The sequence below is a fragment of the Micromonospora sp. KC723 genome, assembly GCF_004348595.1.
Taxonomy (GTDB): Bacteria; Actinomycetota; Actinomycetes; order Mycobacteriales; family Micromonosporaceae; genus Micromonospora.
Genome location: NZ_SMKD01000016.1, coordinates 1 through 13540 on the forward strand (window position 1 = coordinate 1; position 13540 = coordinate 13540).

14 protein-coding genes and 1 pseudogene are annotated in these 13540 nt (G+C 69.1%); 7 read left to right on the plus strand and 8 right to left on the minus strand.

The window, feature by feature from the left end; all coding sequences use genetic code 11:
- The first annotated feature begins 300 nt into the window (after positions 1-300).
- Positions 301-696, plus strand: a complete 396-nt coding sequence (locus tag E1165_RS06155) for a hypothetical protein (protein WP_132388592.1) — start codon at positions 301-303, stop codon at positions 694-696.
- Positions 697-874: 178 nt separating this feature from the next.
- On the opposite strand, the gene E1165_RS06160 is transcribed toward E1165_RS06155, so the two are convergent.
- Positions 875-1114, minus strand: coding sequence for a GntR family transcriptional regulator (locus tag E1165_RS06160; protein ID WP_132388594.1), 240 nt, complete (start codon positions 1112-1114; stop codon positions 875-877).
- A 418-nt stretch (positions 1115-1532) separates the two neighbouring features.
- Between E1165_RS06160 and E1165_RS06170 the strand changes: the two genes are divergently transcribed.
- Both E1165_RS06170 and E1165_RS28860 read left to right on the plus strand, forming a co-directional pair.
- Positions 1533-1751, plus strand: coding sequence for a flavin reductase (locus E1165_RS06170; protein WP_132388598.1), 219 nt, complete (start codon positions 1533-1535; stop codon positions 1749-1751).
- Complete coding sequence (locus E1165_RS28860; protein ID WP_165945158.1) at positions 1748-1921, plus strand: hypothetical protein; 174 nt, start codon at positions 1748-1750, stop codon at positions 1919-1921. The genes E1165_RS06170 and E1165_RS28860 overlap by 4 nt, the downstream gene beginning before the upstream one ends.
- Before the next feature lie 242 nt (positions 1922-2163).
- Here E1165_RS28860 and E1165_RS06175 read toward each other — a convergent pair whose 3' ends face one another.
- Positions 2164-3414: a hypothetical protein gene (locus tag E1165_RS06175; RefSeq protein WP_132388600.1), complete on the minus strand. Its 1251-nt coding sequence runs from the start codon at positions 3412-3414 to the stop codon at positions 2164-2166.
- Between the two features lie 114 nt (positions 3415-3528).
- Between E1165_RS06175 and E1165_RS30655 the strand changes: the two are divergent.
- A pseudogene (locus E1165_RS30655) lies at positions 3529-3935 on the plus strand (hypothetical protein).
- A 761-nt stretch (positions 3936-4696) separates the two neighbouring features.
- Positions 4697-5029 (plus strand): hypothetical protein, encoded by a 333-nt coding sequence (locus E1165_RS06195; protein WP_132388604.1) that lies wholly within the window; start codon positions 4697-4699, stop codon positions 5027-5029.
- A 336-nt stretch (positions 5030-5365) separates the two neighbouring features.
- Here the strand turns inward: E1165_RS06195 and E1165_RS06200 are convergent, their stop codons facing one another.
- Complete coding sequence (locus E1165_RS06200) at positions 5366-6139, minus strand: TetR/AcrR family transcriptional regulator (RefSeq protein ID WP_132388606.1); 774 nt, start codon at positions 6137-6139, stop codon at positions 5366-5368.
- 126 nt (positions 6140-6265) lie between these two features.
- Between E1165_RS06200 and E1165_RS06205 the strand changes: the two genes are divergently transcribed.
- Complete coding sequence (locus tag E1165_RS06205; protein ID WP_132388608.1) at positions 6266-7258, plus strand: NAD(P)-dependent alcohol dehydrogenase; 993 nt, start codon at positions 6266-6268, stop codon at positions 7256-7258.
- A 78-nt stretch (positions 7259-7336) separates the two neighbouring features.
- Here the strand turns inward: E1165_RS06205 and E1165_RS06210 are convergent, their stop codons facing one another.
- A complete protein-coding gene (locus tag E1165_RS06210) occupies positions 7337-8608 on the minus strand; it encodes a serine hydrolase (RefSeq protein WP_132388610.1) in 1272 nt (423 codons plus the stop codon).
- 172 nt (positions 8609-8780) lie between these two features.
- Between E1165_RS06210 and E1165_RS06215 the strand changes: the two genes are divergently transcribed.
- Positions 8781-9167 (plus strand): nitroreductase/quinone reductase family protein, encoded by a 387-nt coding sequence (locus tag E1165_RS06215; RefSeq protein ID WP_132388612.1) that lies wholly within the window; start codon positions 8781-8783, stop codon positions 9165-9167.
- A gap of 90 nt (positions 9168-9257) precedes the next feature.
- On the opposite strand, the gene E1165_RS06220 is transcribed toward E1165_RS06215, so the two are convergent.
- The 4 genes from E1165_RS06220 to E1165_RS06235 form a co-directional block, all read right to left on the minus strand.
- On the minus strand, positions 9258-10316 hold the full coding sequence (locus E1165_RS06220) for a hypothetical protein (RefSeq protein ID WP_132388614.1): 1059 nt from the start codon (positions 10314-10316) through the stop codon (positions 9258-9260).
- A gap of 115 nt (positions 10317-10431) precedes the next feature.
- Positions 10432-11085 (minus strand): 4'-phosphopantetheinyl transferase, encoded by a 654-nt coding sequence (locus E1165_RS06225; RefSeq protein WP_132388616.1) that lies wholly within the window; start codon positions 11083-11085, stop codon positions 10432-10434.
- Between the two features lie 143 nt (positions 11086-11228).
- Positions 11229-12002 (minus strand): peptidase, encoded by a 774-nt coding sequence (locus tag E1165_RS06230; RefSeq protein WP_132388618.1) that lies wholly within the window; start codon positions 12000-12002, stop codon positions 11229-11231.
- Between the two features lie 2 nt (positions 12003-12004).
- Positions 12005-13291: a VWA domain-containing protein gene (locus E1165_RS06235; RefSeq protein WP_132388620.1), complete on the minus strand. Its 1287-nt coding sequence runs from the start codon at positions 13289-13291 to the stop codon at positions 12005-12007.
- Between the last annotated feature and the right edge of the window lie 249 nt (positions 13292-13540).

Here is a 13540-nt window from a genome sequence, read left to right on the forward strand (position 1 = left end):
CGGTCCGCCGACGCCACCCGACCCGGCGACAACACCCCCCGGATCATCCACACGACAGGGGCAGTAAGTCATACCGGGCCAGGCGACCGAGCAGTCCCCGGCTGGGGACGATCAAAAAGGTAACGGGGCACAAGATGCCGTCAAACATCGTCAACCGATGACCAGTCGTGGCAGCCCGAGACGCCGGGTGACCAGGCGTCTGCACTGTTCTCGCTGGTAGACCGATCGTGGCTCTTAGTTCCGCTTCAACGTCTGATTTGGCTGCTCGGCGTGGACCAGGAGGTGTACTAGCCTGGCCCAGTGCCGAACGGCGACGAGGATGACGAGCTGGTGCTGGGCGCTCTGGCGTGTTACGAGCGCGCGGTGCACCGGGTGGCGCAGGACTTCGCCCGTCGGGGCGCCGTCATTCAGCCGATGGGCGTGTACCTGGACTCCCTCGACGCCTTGCATGTGTGCTTCGGCAAGCGTGGGCAGGCGCACGTGGGCATCCTGGGCAGCCTGCGTCCAACCGGCGAGCTGGAGCTGGCGGTTGTCGAGCTGGCCGACCTGCTGCAGGAAAAGGAGTTCGATGAGGGCGACACCGCCTGGCCCGGATGTCTGCCCGGCCACTCGCATCCTCCAATCGCAGCCCTCGTCAACGGGTTTGCCTGCTGGCAATGCCCGCAGAATCACGCATCCGTCTTCCCGATCGGTTAGGCAGTCGGCAGGTTGTCGACAGCAACAGTGACAGCAACAGGGGCTGAACAGCGGGAGCCGAAGCCAGCCGGCGGCGGATCAACGCCCGACGTCAGAGACGTGCGCGGACGGGGCCGGACGGCGCGCCCAGAACTTACAAGCGAGGGGTCCAGGCCGCGCCGGTGACTGTAGGGAGGGCCTACTCGGCGACGAAGACGCCCACGCCTGGCAGGGTCTCGGTCATCCCCTTGATCCGTAGCACCTGCATGGCGCGGTCGATCACGGGCTCGGTGACGCCGTAGTGCTCAATCAGCTCTCGACGGCTGGGCAGCTTGGAGCCTGGCGGGAACTCGCCTGACGAGATGCGTCCGGCAAGGTCATCGGCGATCTGCTCGTAGCGGTAACGCGGTGGCACGGTGTTCCCCTCGGTTGGCAACACGAGTAGACCACCTACGTCAGCCCTTGACTACCCAACGGTACCTATGGGGGGTTGCCGAGGAGGTCGATTCCCCCCGTTGGCGCTGTGGGCCGTCCTCGCCGGCGTGGATGTCCGGCGCATCCCCCGCGATCGGGCATCCACGCCTCCGGACACCTGCGGCACGAGGAGGCGGCAATGCGCCCTTCCAGTTCCCCAACGCGGCGGTTCGCGGCCCTGGCCGCTGTGGCGGGCCGATGAAGCGGGTGTCGTACGACGAGTACGTCCTGGCCGTAGCGCTCACTCTCGCCCGTCGCCATCGGCCCGTGTGGTCCTGGCGGCACTGGCGACACATCTGCCGCTGCGGCGCGACCCTGCCGTGCCGAAGCCGCCACCGCATCCCGATCAACCGCGGCCACTGGCCCAGCCAGGACGGCCCGCGATGACCACTCACCACCCGGTCAAGCCGGCCTGGACGTGCGGCGGCTGTGCGGGGGAGTGGCCCTGCCAGACCCGCCACCGGGAGCTGCTGGCGGAGTACGACAAGGCCCCGGTGTTGCTTGCTCTCTACCTGGCCGCCCAGCTCGTTGACGCCGCCCAGGACCTGGCCCACGTCCCCGCCGGTCACCTGCACCACCGGTTCCTCGGCTGGACCCGGTGAGCATCCTTCGGCCCGGGGACGAGAAGTTCCACTACAGCGACGGTTCCCACAAGTGGATCCCGCCGGACCCTGACTACGACCAGGAGGTCTGGGACGAGCAGGTCCGCCAGCACAAGCAGGGCCACCTCAAGAACGAGCGCCCGAAGGTCCGCAGCCAGCGCCTCGTCTGATGCCAGCAGTACAGCAGCGAAGTACAGCAACCGTGCCAGCCGAACCGGACCGAACAGCGCGTTATCAGGCCACTTGACCTCGCATCGAGCCCGGTGCAACCGGCTCGCCGAGAGTTCGCATCGAGGGGGTCAGGGGTTCAAATCCCCTCAGCTCCACCCAGTTCAAAGGCCGTTTCCGTGACTCGGGGACGGCCTTTTTCGATCTTGTGCAGCAGCGGAGTACAGCAGCAGTTGTCGAACAGTTATGCCTCGCCGGTTTCGCCACTACTGAGACGGCTCATGAGCTTGCTCCCTAGGTCCCAGGACGGGTCTTGCAAGCTCTCAACTAGGCAAGTGAGGCTGAAGGCGAGGGGCCAGGAAACTGCGTGCCGATATGTAGGCGGAAGAAGGTCGAGCGGCTCTACCGCCGACCAGTCACGGACTGAGGGAAACCGTATGGCCGCTACGTCGCCCACGAAAGAACGCTCATCAGGCCGAATCGGCTTCCGCAGGACTTGATCTGCTGATTTGTTCAGCAGCGCGAGTGCGCAAAACTCGGGCATTGCTCCTCTGCTTACCCACCTGCCATAGCCAATCACCTCGGCCTCGCCTGCTAGGTCTTCCTGCTCGAGGTGGCACTCCTCGCGAAGTTCCCTAAGTGCCCCGCTCAGGATCGTTCGCTGAAGACTGCTAGCTCCGGCGCCCGCTAGATCACGAGGCTCCAAAGCGCCTGAGCCCGACGGGGCAACCAGGCCAGGGCTGCCCGCGACGTCAAGAGTCTGACACACCACGAGCAACTTACCTTCGGTCGTGAACGCCAGGACGGAGACGCCAACAACGTTTGCGAGCCTGCTGAGCGACAGGTTCCGCAGGTTTCCTCGGCTATCGAAGATCAAGCTACGGCCATGAAGCAGAGGTTCTTGACGGCCAACTTCGCCGACATCGTAGGGTGACAACAAGTTCGTGGAGACGAAGTCGTAGTACCCAACAGGGCGAAAGACTGCAGGACTCTTCGGTGCGTTGGGGATGTCAGCATCCAGTCCTAGCGTCATCCCATTGAACATCATGGACTGCCGCAGGCGGTGAGACAAGAACAACAACGAGAACTTCTCGATATGGGGATGGAGCGTGAACGGTTCCTGGTTGACTTTAACCGGGATCAGATTGTTGCGTAGAAACTCCGTTTCCCGAACCATCTGGATGCCTACGTCTCGAGGTGTGCGGACGACTCGGCCAGCCTTTTCGTGTCCTGACAACAGGTCGCGATAGTCATCCGCTTCCCGTCGCTGAAAGCGGATTTTCCGAGCTTGACGCACGTTTGAAAGTACTTCGGTGGTGGACACGATGATACCGGCGAGCGCGGCGACGACGCTAACTGCGGTCGGCGGATTGCTGAACGCAGTTGCTGCTCCCAGAGCGGTAAGGCTGATGCCCATTGCTGTTACCTGGTAGCGCCGCACGATCCGCCGGCCTATATAGAGACTGGCTTTCAACCGCGTCGTTGCCTTCCACACGAGAGACTCACTCCCAACGCTTTGCTCAGTACGAGGCATGCCCAAGCGGCACAGATAGATGGTGTGGGGTGCCGTCAAGCAGCGGTTGGAACATGTCAGGCGCTGGCCCCTCAGATCAGAGGGCGAGGAGGTCGCCCTCGTGAGCGACGAGGGAGGGCGCGTGCGGCGTGTCTCGTACGACGAGTACCTGTCGGCCACCGCGTTGACTTTCGCCGGCGGCATCGGCCGGTGTGGTCGTGGCAGCACTGGCGGCGCATCTGCCGGTGTGGTGCCGACCTGCCCTGCCGCACCCGGCACCGCGTTCCGATCAACCGGGGCCACTGGCCGCGGGAGGGTGTGCGGTGACCGGCTGTCCGGAGCGGGTGATCCTGGCGGTGCACGTGCCGGGGCTCGACGGCATGTGCGTCGGCTGCCGGGCGTGGTGGGCGCGGCTGGCGCCGTACCCGTGCTGGCAGGTGGACTGGGCGACCAGCCGGCAGGCGCGCGCGAGCGTCGCCCGGTTCCTGGGCGGTGTGCGGTGAGCACTCACGGACCGGTGCTGCCGGTGTGGAGCTGCGGCGGCTGTGATCTGCCCTGGCCCTGCCCCGACCGCAGGCGCAAGCTACGCGCGGAGTATGCCGACGCGCCGGTGTCGCTGGCTCTCCACCTCGGCTCCTACCTCGTCCATCCCACCGCGACGAGCCTCAGCAGGCCGGATGACCTCGGATGACACCCGATCCGGCCGGCTCGCCGCCGCTCGCAAGGGGGTCAGGGGTTGAAGTTCCCTCAGCTCCACCCATATTGCCAATGACCAGCGGAAACGCTGGTCATTGATTGTTTGGCGCAGATCCGGCACAATCCAGCCCGGGAAGTGTCACCCCAGAGCGGTTACCCGCAGCCTCCTGAGGCGCCGTGCTGACGGTGTTTCGGCGACGCTTCTTCTTGGGCCACCAGTGCACGTAGGTCTCCAGCATGATTCGCATGCCGGAGTGCCGTAGGGCGCGTTCTGCGCGTCCGTCGGGTCGGCATCTGAGGATCAGGCGAGCCGCGAAGTGGTGCCACAGGGAGTGCAACGTGCTTTCCTCGGGCCAGCCCGCCGCCTTACGCCAACCACGCCACAGGTGGGACCAGCGCTGATCATGGATCCGTCTGCCCTGTTCGTCGGTGAACAGCAGCGGGACACGCGACGTTGAGTGAAGGTGCCTTCTTCTCTACAGTGGACGATATCACAATGCGGAAGAGGTGGCAGGTGAGTCGTCGTGGGCAGTACCGTCGGCCGAATCTTCACAACAATCGTCCGCCTATGTGGGCGATTGTTGCCGTCGCGCTGGCGGGTCTGACATATCTTGTCTGGAATGGCACCGTTCGTGCTGCTGGCTTCGTTGAACTCCTCGGCACTCTGGCGGGTATCGTCTGTATAGGTGGTGTGGCGGTTTTTGTTCTGTGGATGCTTGCCGTGGCCGCTCGATCTTACGTTCGGAACTATAGAATCGCCATCCCGGCAACTGCCGGTTTCGCGCTCGTCGGCACCATGCTGTGGCAAGTGTTCAGCGGACTGGGGCCAGGCGGGAAGTTCGTAATGGTCGCTGTTCTTTTTGTTTTGTTCTTTGTCGTTCTTTCCATTCTGCAGAATTAATGGTCGAAGTGACTGGCGGGTCGTTTCGCCACGATCGGCAAGTCGCGGTAAGCCCTCTCGCCCGCATCATGAGTTGCCTGTGTGGTCCCGCTGCCCAGGGCGCAGGAATCGGTTGGCGGCTTGCCCGGCGGATCGCAAGACGATCATGCATATACCGTGCTGAGTGGTGCAGACGAGGCTAGGGTGGCCAGCCGGGACTGAGGCGCACCACTCGTGATCTGCTGGTAACGGGAAGCGGTCAACTGGGGTCCGCATGATCATTGGACGCAGATCCGGCACAACCGAGCCCGGACACGGGTGTAGAACGCCGTGAGGCGTTGACGGTTCCTGCCCTGGTCAGAAGCCGGTCCTGCCCAATTCCGGGCGATCGCTAACCGGCTCCCGGCGTTTGTGGGCGGGCGCTTGCCCGGCATGGTGGCCCCGGGCGCGGGGCGCAGACGTCCAATGCTGCTCGTGGAGGCGCTCGAAGCCGTCGAGAAGGAGATCGAGCGCGAACTCGAACTCGAACTGGTCGTCACAGCCCGACCCGACGACCGACGTGTCCTCGTGGGCCGCCGCCATGGCGATCTCCGCGAGGTGGGGGTAGGTCGATGTCAGCTCGCGGGCCACGACGGTCGAATCGGCCGGCGCGGCTTGGGGGGTGAAGAGCTCCTGCGTGAAGCCCAGGATCCGGCTGCCCATGGCGTGCACGACGTGGTGGGTGAGGTCGGCCGAGAAACCGCCGGTCCGGAACGCGCCGATCATCGCGTCCAGGTACGCGAGCACTGCCGGTGTCGGGACCTGGCGCGTCTCGATCGCCCGCGACGCCCACGGGTGCCGCAGCATGGTCCGCCGCGCCGCGAGAATCCGCTGCCGGATCGCAGCCTTCCAGTCGGTGCCGTCCTCCGGTGGGTCGATCTCGCGGACGACGACGTCGATCATGCCGTCGAGCAGCTCGTCCTTGTTCGTCACATGCTTGTACAGCGCCATCGGCACGACGCCGAGCTCCTGGGCGAGCTTGCGCATGCTGAGCGACTCGATCCCGATGTCGTCGGCCAGGGTGACGGCTGTGCGGAGCACCCGGTCCCGGTTCAGGGGGACACGGCGCAGCGTTTCCGTCTGCTCGGCCATCGGCCCGCCTTTCCCTCGTGTGACGGGTCGACGATATCGCCCTTGACAGGTGTACGGCGTACGCCTACCGTCGAGATAGTGATGGTGTACGTCGTACACCTATGTGTTGGTCGGAAGGGGCAGGCGATGAAGGCGATCGTGCAGGACCGGTACGGCGCAGCGGACACCTTGGAGTTCAAGGAGGTGGACCGGCCAGCCGCCACCGGCGACCGGGTGCTCGTACGGGTGCGTGCGGCCGCCGTCAACGCGTACGACTGGCATGTGATGCGGGGTGACCCCCGCCTGGCACGGCTGAGCGTCGGTTTCACGCGGCCGAGAGCCCGGATCCGCGGCCGGGACTTCGCGGGTCGGGTGGAGGCGGTCGGGCCGGCGGTGACCCGTTTCCGGCCCGGTGACGAGGTCTACGGCGACCTCGGCCCGGTCGACGGGGCGCTCGCCGAGTACGTCAGCGTCGCCGAGGACCTGGTGGCGCCGAAGCCGGCCGGCCTGACGCCGGAGCAGGCAGCCGCACTACCTCTCGCCGGGGTCACCGCACTCATGGGCGTGCGTGACCTGGGGCAGGCCGGGCCGGGGCGGCGGATCCTGATCAACGGCGCCTCAGGCGGTGTGGGGACCTTCGCCGTGCAGCTGGCCAAGGCGTTCGGCGCGGAGGTGACCGGCGTGTGCAGCACCAGGAACATCGAGCTGGTCCGCTCCCTCGGCGCCGACCACGTCGTCGACTACACCCGCGAGGACTTCACCACCGACGGCCGCCGCTACGACGTCCTGATCGACCTCGTGGGCAACCGGTCGCTGGCCGACTACCGGCGCGCGCTCACCCCCACCGGGACGCTGATCCTCTCCGGCGGTGGTGCCTACCAGGGCGGCAGCCTCCTCGGGCCGATGCGGCTGATCCTGCGGGGCAAGCTGCTGTCCCGATTCGTCCGGCAGCGACTGCTGGTCCTGACCGCGGTGCCGAGCCGGCGAGCGTTGGCGGTACTCGGCCAACTGGCCGAAGCCGGCGCCCTGACGCCGGTGATCGACCGCACCTATCCGCTGCCCGCGGCGGCCGACGCGCTCCGGTACCTCGAAGGTGGGCACGCACCCGCGAAGGTCGTCATCACGGTCTGGGAACCCTGACCACCGCCCGGGGCGGCAGCACGCCACACCGGCGCGGCCCTCGACGCCGCACCGTGGATCGTGCTCGTCGCCGTCGTCCTAGAAGTAGGACGGGAAGAGGTTGTGGCTGGGCCAGCTGGTCACCCGACGCGACGCGGCCCAGAGGTCCGGGTCGATGGTGGAGTAGCTCAGACCCGAGGCGTCGTCGCGCTGGTTGAACAGCGCGACGAAGGACAGCCCGTTGGAGCCTCGGACGAGCAGGGTGGAGGTTCCGGGCAGGCTACCGGTGTGCCAGGTGTTGCGTCCGGTGCCGCCGCTGACCGGCCGTACCTGCCAGCCGAGGCCGTAGTACCAGCCGCTCGGGTTCACGCCGACCTCCGGTCGCGCGAAGATCCGGCTCAGCGAGCTGTTGTCGAACACCGGTCCGGCGGCGTCGAAGGCCGCCGCCCAGCGGGCCAGGTCGACCGCGGAGGCGGCCCACCGGCCGTTACCCTCCTGCAAACGCATGCTGAACGCGCCGTACGGCGCCGGCACGGTGTCTCCGGTCTCGTTCAGCACGGTCGTGCCCGTGTACTGGGACCGGTACGGCACCTCGCCGGTGAGCGGGGCGACGCTCCAGGCCAGCTTCATCCGGGTGATGCCGAGCGGTGCGAAGAGGCGCTGCTGGACGTACGAGGCGTACGGCAGCCCGCTCACCTTCTCGATGACCTGCCTGGCCAGCCCGTACCCGTAGTTGCTGTAGGCGACCCGCGACCCGGGGGCGAAGTCGAGCGGGCGGCCGGACATGTAGCGGACCACGTCTGCGAGGTGCAGTTCCATGGGTACGCCGAGGGCCCGGGAGATGGTCCGGTCCATGAACATCGGGTCACCGGAGAGGCTCCGGTCCCAGCCGCCGGTGTGTTGCAGCAGACGTGACATGGTCACCTGGGACATCCGCGGATCCAGTTGCTGCCCCGCCGGCGGCACAAGGTTGATCAGCGAGGTGACGGGTGTGGTCAGGCCGAGCTTGCCGTCCTGGGCCAGGGTGGCCACGGCGGCGGCGGTCACCGACTTGGAGACGCTGGCCACCCGGAACAGCGAGGTGGGTTGGACGGTGAGCCCGGCATCCTCGCTGTAGGTGTAGCCGCGGGCCAGCACCAGCCGGCCCTGGTAGGTGACCGCCAGTTGGCCGGCAGGGATGTCGCGGGCCTGCATGAATCCGCGCATGGCGTCGTCGAAGGGCTGGAGCGAGGCCGCGGACCTGCCGGTGACCCGCCAGGTCGGTGCCGCCACGCTGGGCGATCCGACCAGGACACCGCCGGCCAGCGCTCCCAACCCGGCGGTGCCGGCCAACCTGCCGAACGTCCGCCGGCTCGTCCTGATCCGCTGCATGGCGATCCTCCGTCGGGTCCCCGTGGTCCATCCGGCGTCGACCGGCCGGCTCGGTCAGCCTGCCGCATCACGTACCGGAGAGAGAGGTCGGCGGGGTACGGCGGCCGTCCACCCACGACAGTCCCAGCGTCGAAAGCAACACGCGCTCGCCCCGGTGTGATCCCATGTTCCGATGGAATCGACTGTCCAGGCTCGACTGCAACGGGAACGGAACGTCTGGTTGTGTACGGTGCGCCGGGACGGCTCGCCGCACGTGACGCCGGTCTGGTTCGTCCATCACGGCCGGACGTGGTGGATCGGCTGCGACGGCCGCAGCGTGAAGGTGCGTAACGTGCTGGCCAATCCGCGGGTGTCCCTGGCCCTGGAGGACGGGACGGCTCCGGTGGTGGCCGAAGGGCTCGCCCGGGTGCATCGAGGTGACTTCCCGGAGGCGGTCGTCCGGGCGTTCGCGGCCAAATACCAGGGCTGGGAGGTCGCGGCGACAACCCGGCCGGACGACACCCGGGTACTGCTGGAGATTCCCGTACGGCGATGGCTGCTCGCCGGCTCGGCCCAGTGACCTCCCCCCGGTCTCCCGCACCGCCGGGCGGCAACGGTACGGGCCGGTCCCCGCCCGGGGGACCGGCCCGTACTCACCGGGGCGCGGTGGTCACGGCTTCCAGGAGCCGGCCGTCTCGAACTCGTGCTCGTACTCCAGGACGCCGGTCTTGTTCTTGACGTCGAACGCCACCACCCCGGCGCGCTTGCTGCCGCTGGGCAGGCCGTTGCCGGTGCCGAGCAGGTCGCCGCCGCAGCCGGAGAGCGCCGCGGAGATGCCGTTGCTGGTGGTGCCGTCCTCGGCCACCCATTTGAAGAAGAACGGGTTGATCGACCCCTTGCCCTCGGTCACCGTGGCGGTGACGTGCGCGACCAGGAACATGCCCTTCTCGGGCGGCCGGCCGTACGAGCGGCAGGCCTTGGTGAAGGTGCTGAACCTGCGCACGGTGATCTCGATGATGCCGTCGTCGTCCTCGATGACCAGCGTGTCGCCGGGCTTCATATCGAAGGTCTCGCCGTCGTCCGGCGCGCCGGTGGAGGGCCTTGCGCCGGGCAGTTCCGGCAGCGTGGTCGTATTCGGGGTGGGCAGGGACCGCTCGATCTCCCTGGCCTTCTTCTCCGCCTCGTTGCCGACGGTGACGAGGGCCGCCACCCCACCGCCGCAGCAGAGCAGGAGCAGCACCGCCACCACGACGCCGACGACGATCCACACCGTCTTCTTCGAGCCGGACCGCACCGGCGGACCGAGCGGCTGACCGGGTGCCGGCGGGTACGGCCCGGACGGCGGCGGCGGGTAGCCACCGCCGGAAGGCGGGTACGGCGTACCCGACACCGGCGGGTAGCCGCCCGACACCGGCGGCGGGTAGCCGCCGCCGGAGACCGGCGGGTACGGGGTGCCCGACACCGGCGGCATCGAGGCGTTCGGATCGTAGGCCGCTGGGTACGGCGTGCCGGAGACCGGTGGCTGCCCGACACCCGACATCGGCGGGTACGGCGTGCCGGATACCGGCGGCTGCGGGGTGGTGGGGTCGATCGGGGCGAACGGGGTGCCGGGAACCGGCGGCGGTGCGGTCGGGTCGGTGGGGTACTGCGGCACCGGGCCCGTGGGGAACGGGTCCACGGGCGGCTGGTTCGGATCCTGCGGCCCGTGAGGGGGCTGGGGCTGGCTCACCGTACTCCTCGGCACGTCGGTCACGTCACGAACCACCCGACGCTAGTGGGTGTCGGCGAGCCGGGAATGTCTCGGGTCCGACCTGGCCGTTCGGTGTCCGGAGCGGGCCGATCGGTCAGTGCGGCAGCACCGCCGCCGTGCGGACCAGGTCACCCTCGACCACGAACCGGCCGCTGATCACGGCGGGCGGGTCGGCCACTGTGGCCGCCGCCACCCGTGCCGGATCGATCCGGGCGGTGAAGGTCCCTGCCTGCGGATCCAGCTCGACGGTCGCGTCCCGGAAGTCCAACCAGGACCCGACGACCGGGTGCCAGACCTTGTAGACGGTCTCCTTGGCACTGAACAGCACCAGCGGCCACCAGACGCCGACGGGCAACCGGGCCAGCCGTTCCTCCTCCTCGGGGCGGCAGATCAGCCGGCGTACCCCCGGGTTGAGCTCCCGGTGTCGCTCGGCGTCCATTCCCACCGACCGGACGTCGGTGGCTCGGGCGACCGCGGCGGCGCAGTAGCCGTGGGTGTGGGTGATGGTGCCGACCACGCCAGCGGGCCAGACCGGGGAGCGGTCGGCTGCGGCGGGCACCGGCACGGCCGGCAGCCCCAGGCCGGCCAGCGCCCGCCGGGCGCAGACCCGGCCGGCGGTGAAGTCCCGCCGGCGGCTCTGCACCGCCCGTTCGCCCAGCCCGGAGCGCTCGGCCGTCAGCAACTCCCCGGTCCAGTCCGCCGGCCCGGCCACCACGACCGACACGGTCGGCGGCAGCAGGTCACGCATCACGGCTCCCTTCCGGTACGACCACGGCAGGTACGTTCCCGACCGCCATGGCTGGCCAACGTACCGCAACCGGGTGACGGCGGAGGGTGCGTCTCGCGTGGCGCCGGTGACCACCCCGGGTGGGCGGCCACCGGCGTGGCGGGTCAGGGGCGGCGGGGACGGCGGGTGAGCGCGAAACCGACCACACCGGCGACGGCCGCGAGGGCGCCGCCGACCGTGCTCCAGATCCACCGCGAGCCGAGGTCGGGCAGCCAGTCGAAGATTCCGGTCTCCTCCTCGACGGGGGCGGCCGTCGGCTCGGCGGCCAGCACCGTGCCCGCCTTCGTGTTCGGCACCAGCGGCGCCTCCAGCTCGCCGTCGTCCCGGGAGCCCTCGCCGTCCGCGCCGACCAGCAGGTCCACGTCGATCGGCAGGCCGAGGTCGGCCTCGGGCAGCTCGGTCACCGATAGCCGGACGTAGTAGGTGCCCGGCAGTGGGTCCGCCGACCAGGGCTCCGCCCAGGAACGCACCTGCCGCAGCGTGCAGCCGAGCGACACGCTGCCGGCGGCGGCGGCCACGGTGGGGGTCTGCGCCCCGGCCGTGCAGGACTGCCGCCGGCGCAGGCCGTCGAAGACCTCCACCGTCCAGGTGGAGGTGCCACTGCGGGCCTTCGGGAAGGTCACCGTCGCGCTGATCTCGTGCCGTTCGCCGGCCGAGGCGGGGAACGACCAGTAGAGATGGTCGCCGGTGGAGGCGTCCACCCGGACGGGCTGACCGGTCGCGACACCGGTGGCGGTCAGGAAGGACGTCCCGGCCCGGGTGACCGGGGTCGCGCCGGGTGAGGGGGTGGGCGCGGCCGAGGCGGGCGCGGGAGCGGCCAGCAGGGCCATCCCGGCGGCGGCCAGTGCCGCGCCGGTCCAGGCGGTCGGGGTACGCATCCTCAGTTCTCCCTCCACGTGGCCACCCACCAGCGGGTGAGCAGGCCGGCGGCCAGGCCGGTGAGCAGGCCGGCCAGGGTCAGCAGCACCAGCAGCACCCAGCCCCGCCCGAGGTCGGGCGCGGCCGGGGCGGGGGAGGAGGCGACCACGTCGATCATCAGCTCGACCGGCATTCCCGGGGTGGCGCGGGTGCCGGGGCGGGGGGCGAAGGAGTTGCTCACCACCAGGCAGACCGTGGTGGCCGCGATGGTGCCGGTGCTCGCCTCCGGCGTCGGGTCCGCCTCGTCGGTCCGGTCCTCGGTGGCCGACCAGCGCAGGCCGGCGGAGACCACGTCGGTACGCCCGCTGCCGGCGTCCACCCCACGGACCAGTTCCCGGCCGTCGGTGGCGGTGGCCCGCAGCAGCACCCCGTGGTCCCGGTTCACCGGGCGGTCCAGCGCCACGCTGACCGAGGCACGCAGCTCCTGCCCGGGACGGACCGGCACCCGGTACCAGCGGTGCTCGGAGAAGGCCTCTCGGTCGCGGTAGACGCCGGGGCCGAGCAGCGGCGCGCCGTCGCACGCGGACCGGCCGGCGACCACGGTCGGCGTAACCGTGTGGGTGTCCCTGGCCCGGTCCACGAGCTGCTTGATCCGGCCGGTCAGCTCGTCGGCGCTCTGCGCCGCGGTGTACGTGCCGCCGGTCGCGGCGGCGATGCAGAGCAGCTGCCGCCGGACCTTCTCGTCGGGGGCCAGGCCGAGGGTGTCGACCACCAGCTTCGTACCCTGGGCGGCCAGTTCCCGGGCCACCTCGCAGGGGTCCGGCGGGGCGCAGGTGTCCTCGCCGTCGGTGATCAGCACGATCCGTCGGGCGGTGCTGCCGGTGCCGAGGTCCTTGGCGGCCTCGCGCAGGGCCAATCCGACCGGGGTGAACCCGGTGGGACGCAGGGTGGCCACCGCCGCCTTGGCCTGCACCCGGTTCACCGGGCCGACCGGGACGATCTGCTGGGTGTCCAGGCAGCCCTGCTTCTTGTCCCTGCCCCGGTAGGTCGCGCCGAGCACCCGGATGCCGAGCTGGGTCTCCTCGGGCAGCGCGTCGACCACCTCGTTGAACGCCTGCTGCGCCACCGCGATCCGGCTACGCCCGTCGATGTCGTTGGCCCGCATCGAACCGCTGACGTCGAGCACCAGCTCGACCTTCGGCGGCTCGGCGGGTGTCTCCTGGTCCGCCGTGGCCGGCGCCGGACCGGTGAGCGCGGTCGTCGTCAGCAGCCCGACCAGGACGGCCGTTGATCGTCTGAAGTTGATCACCGGGCGGAGTGTAGGGGGCATCCACTTCGGACGGTCATCCGGGTCGCGTGGCCTCCGGCGCGGACCGGTCTGGGCGCACCGTCAGTGATCCATAACTGTCCGTTAGATGCCGGATGTAAACCTTTTGCTCGCCCGTGCATCCGTCAGAAATCTGACCCAAGTCGACCCGTTGTGCCGCTGCCCAACCGTGGCTAAGCTTTGTCTTGCACGCCCCAATCGCCCGCTTCCCCCGTGGCAGGCGATCGGGGC

Excerpts from the sequence above, each read along its gene's own strand:
- E1165_RS06230 (WP_132388618.1), bottom strand. The coding sequence starts at position 12,002 with ATGCGTACCCCGACCGCCTGGACCGGCGCGGCACTGGCCGCCGCCGGG.
- E1165_RS06210 (WP_132388610.1), bottom strand. The coding sequence starts at position 8,608 with ATGCAGCGGATCAGGACGAGCCGGCGGACGTTCGGCAGGTTGGCCGGC.
- E1165_RS06205 (WP_132388608.1), top strand. The coding sequence starts at position 6,266 with ATGAAGGCGATCGTGCAGGACCGGTACGGCGCAGCGGACACCTTGGAG.
- E1165_RS06170 (WP_132388598.1), top strand. The coding sequence starts at position 1,533 with ATGACCACTCACCACCCGGTCAAGCCGGCCTGGACGTGCGGCGGCTGT.
- E1165_RS06200 (WP_132388606.1), bottom strand. The coding sequence starts at position 6,139 with ATGGCCGAGCAGACGGAAACGCTGCGCCGTGTCCCCCTGAACCGGGAC.
- E1165_RS06195 (WP_132388604.1), top strand. The coding sequence starts at position 4,697 with ATGTGGGCGATTGTTGCCGTCGCGCTGGCGGGTCTGACATATCTTGTC.
- E1165_RS06225 (WP_132388616.1), bottom strand. The coding sequence starts at position 11,085 with ATGCGTGACCTGCTGCCGCCGACCGTGTCGGTCGTGGTGGCCGGGCCG.
- E1165_RS06215 (WP_132388612.1), top strand. The coding sequence starts at position 8,781 with ATGGAATCGACTGTCCAGGCTCGACTGCAACGGGAACGGAACGTCTGG.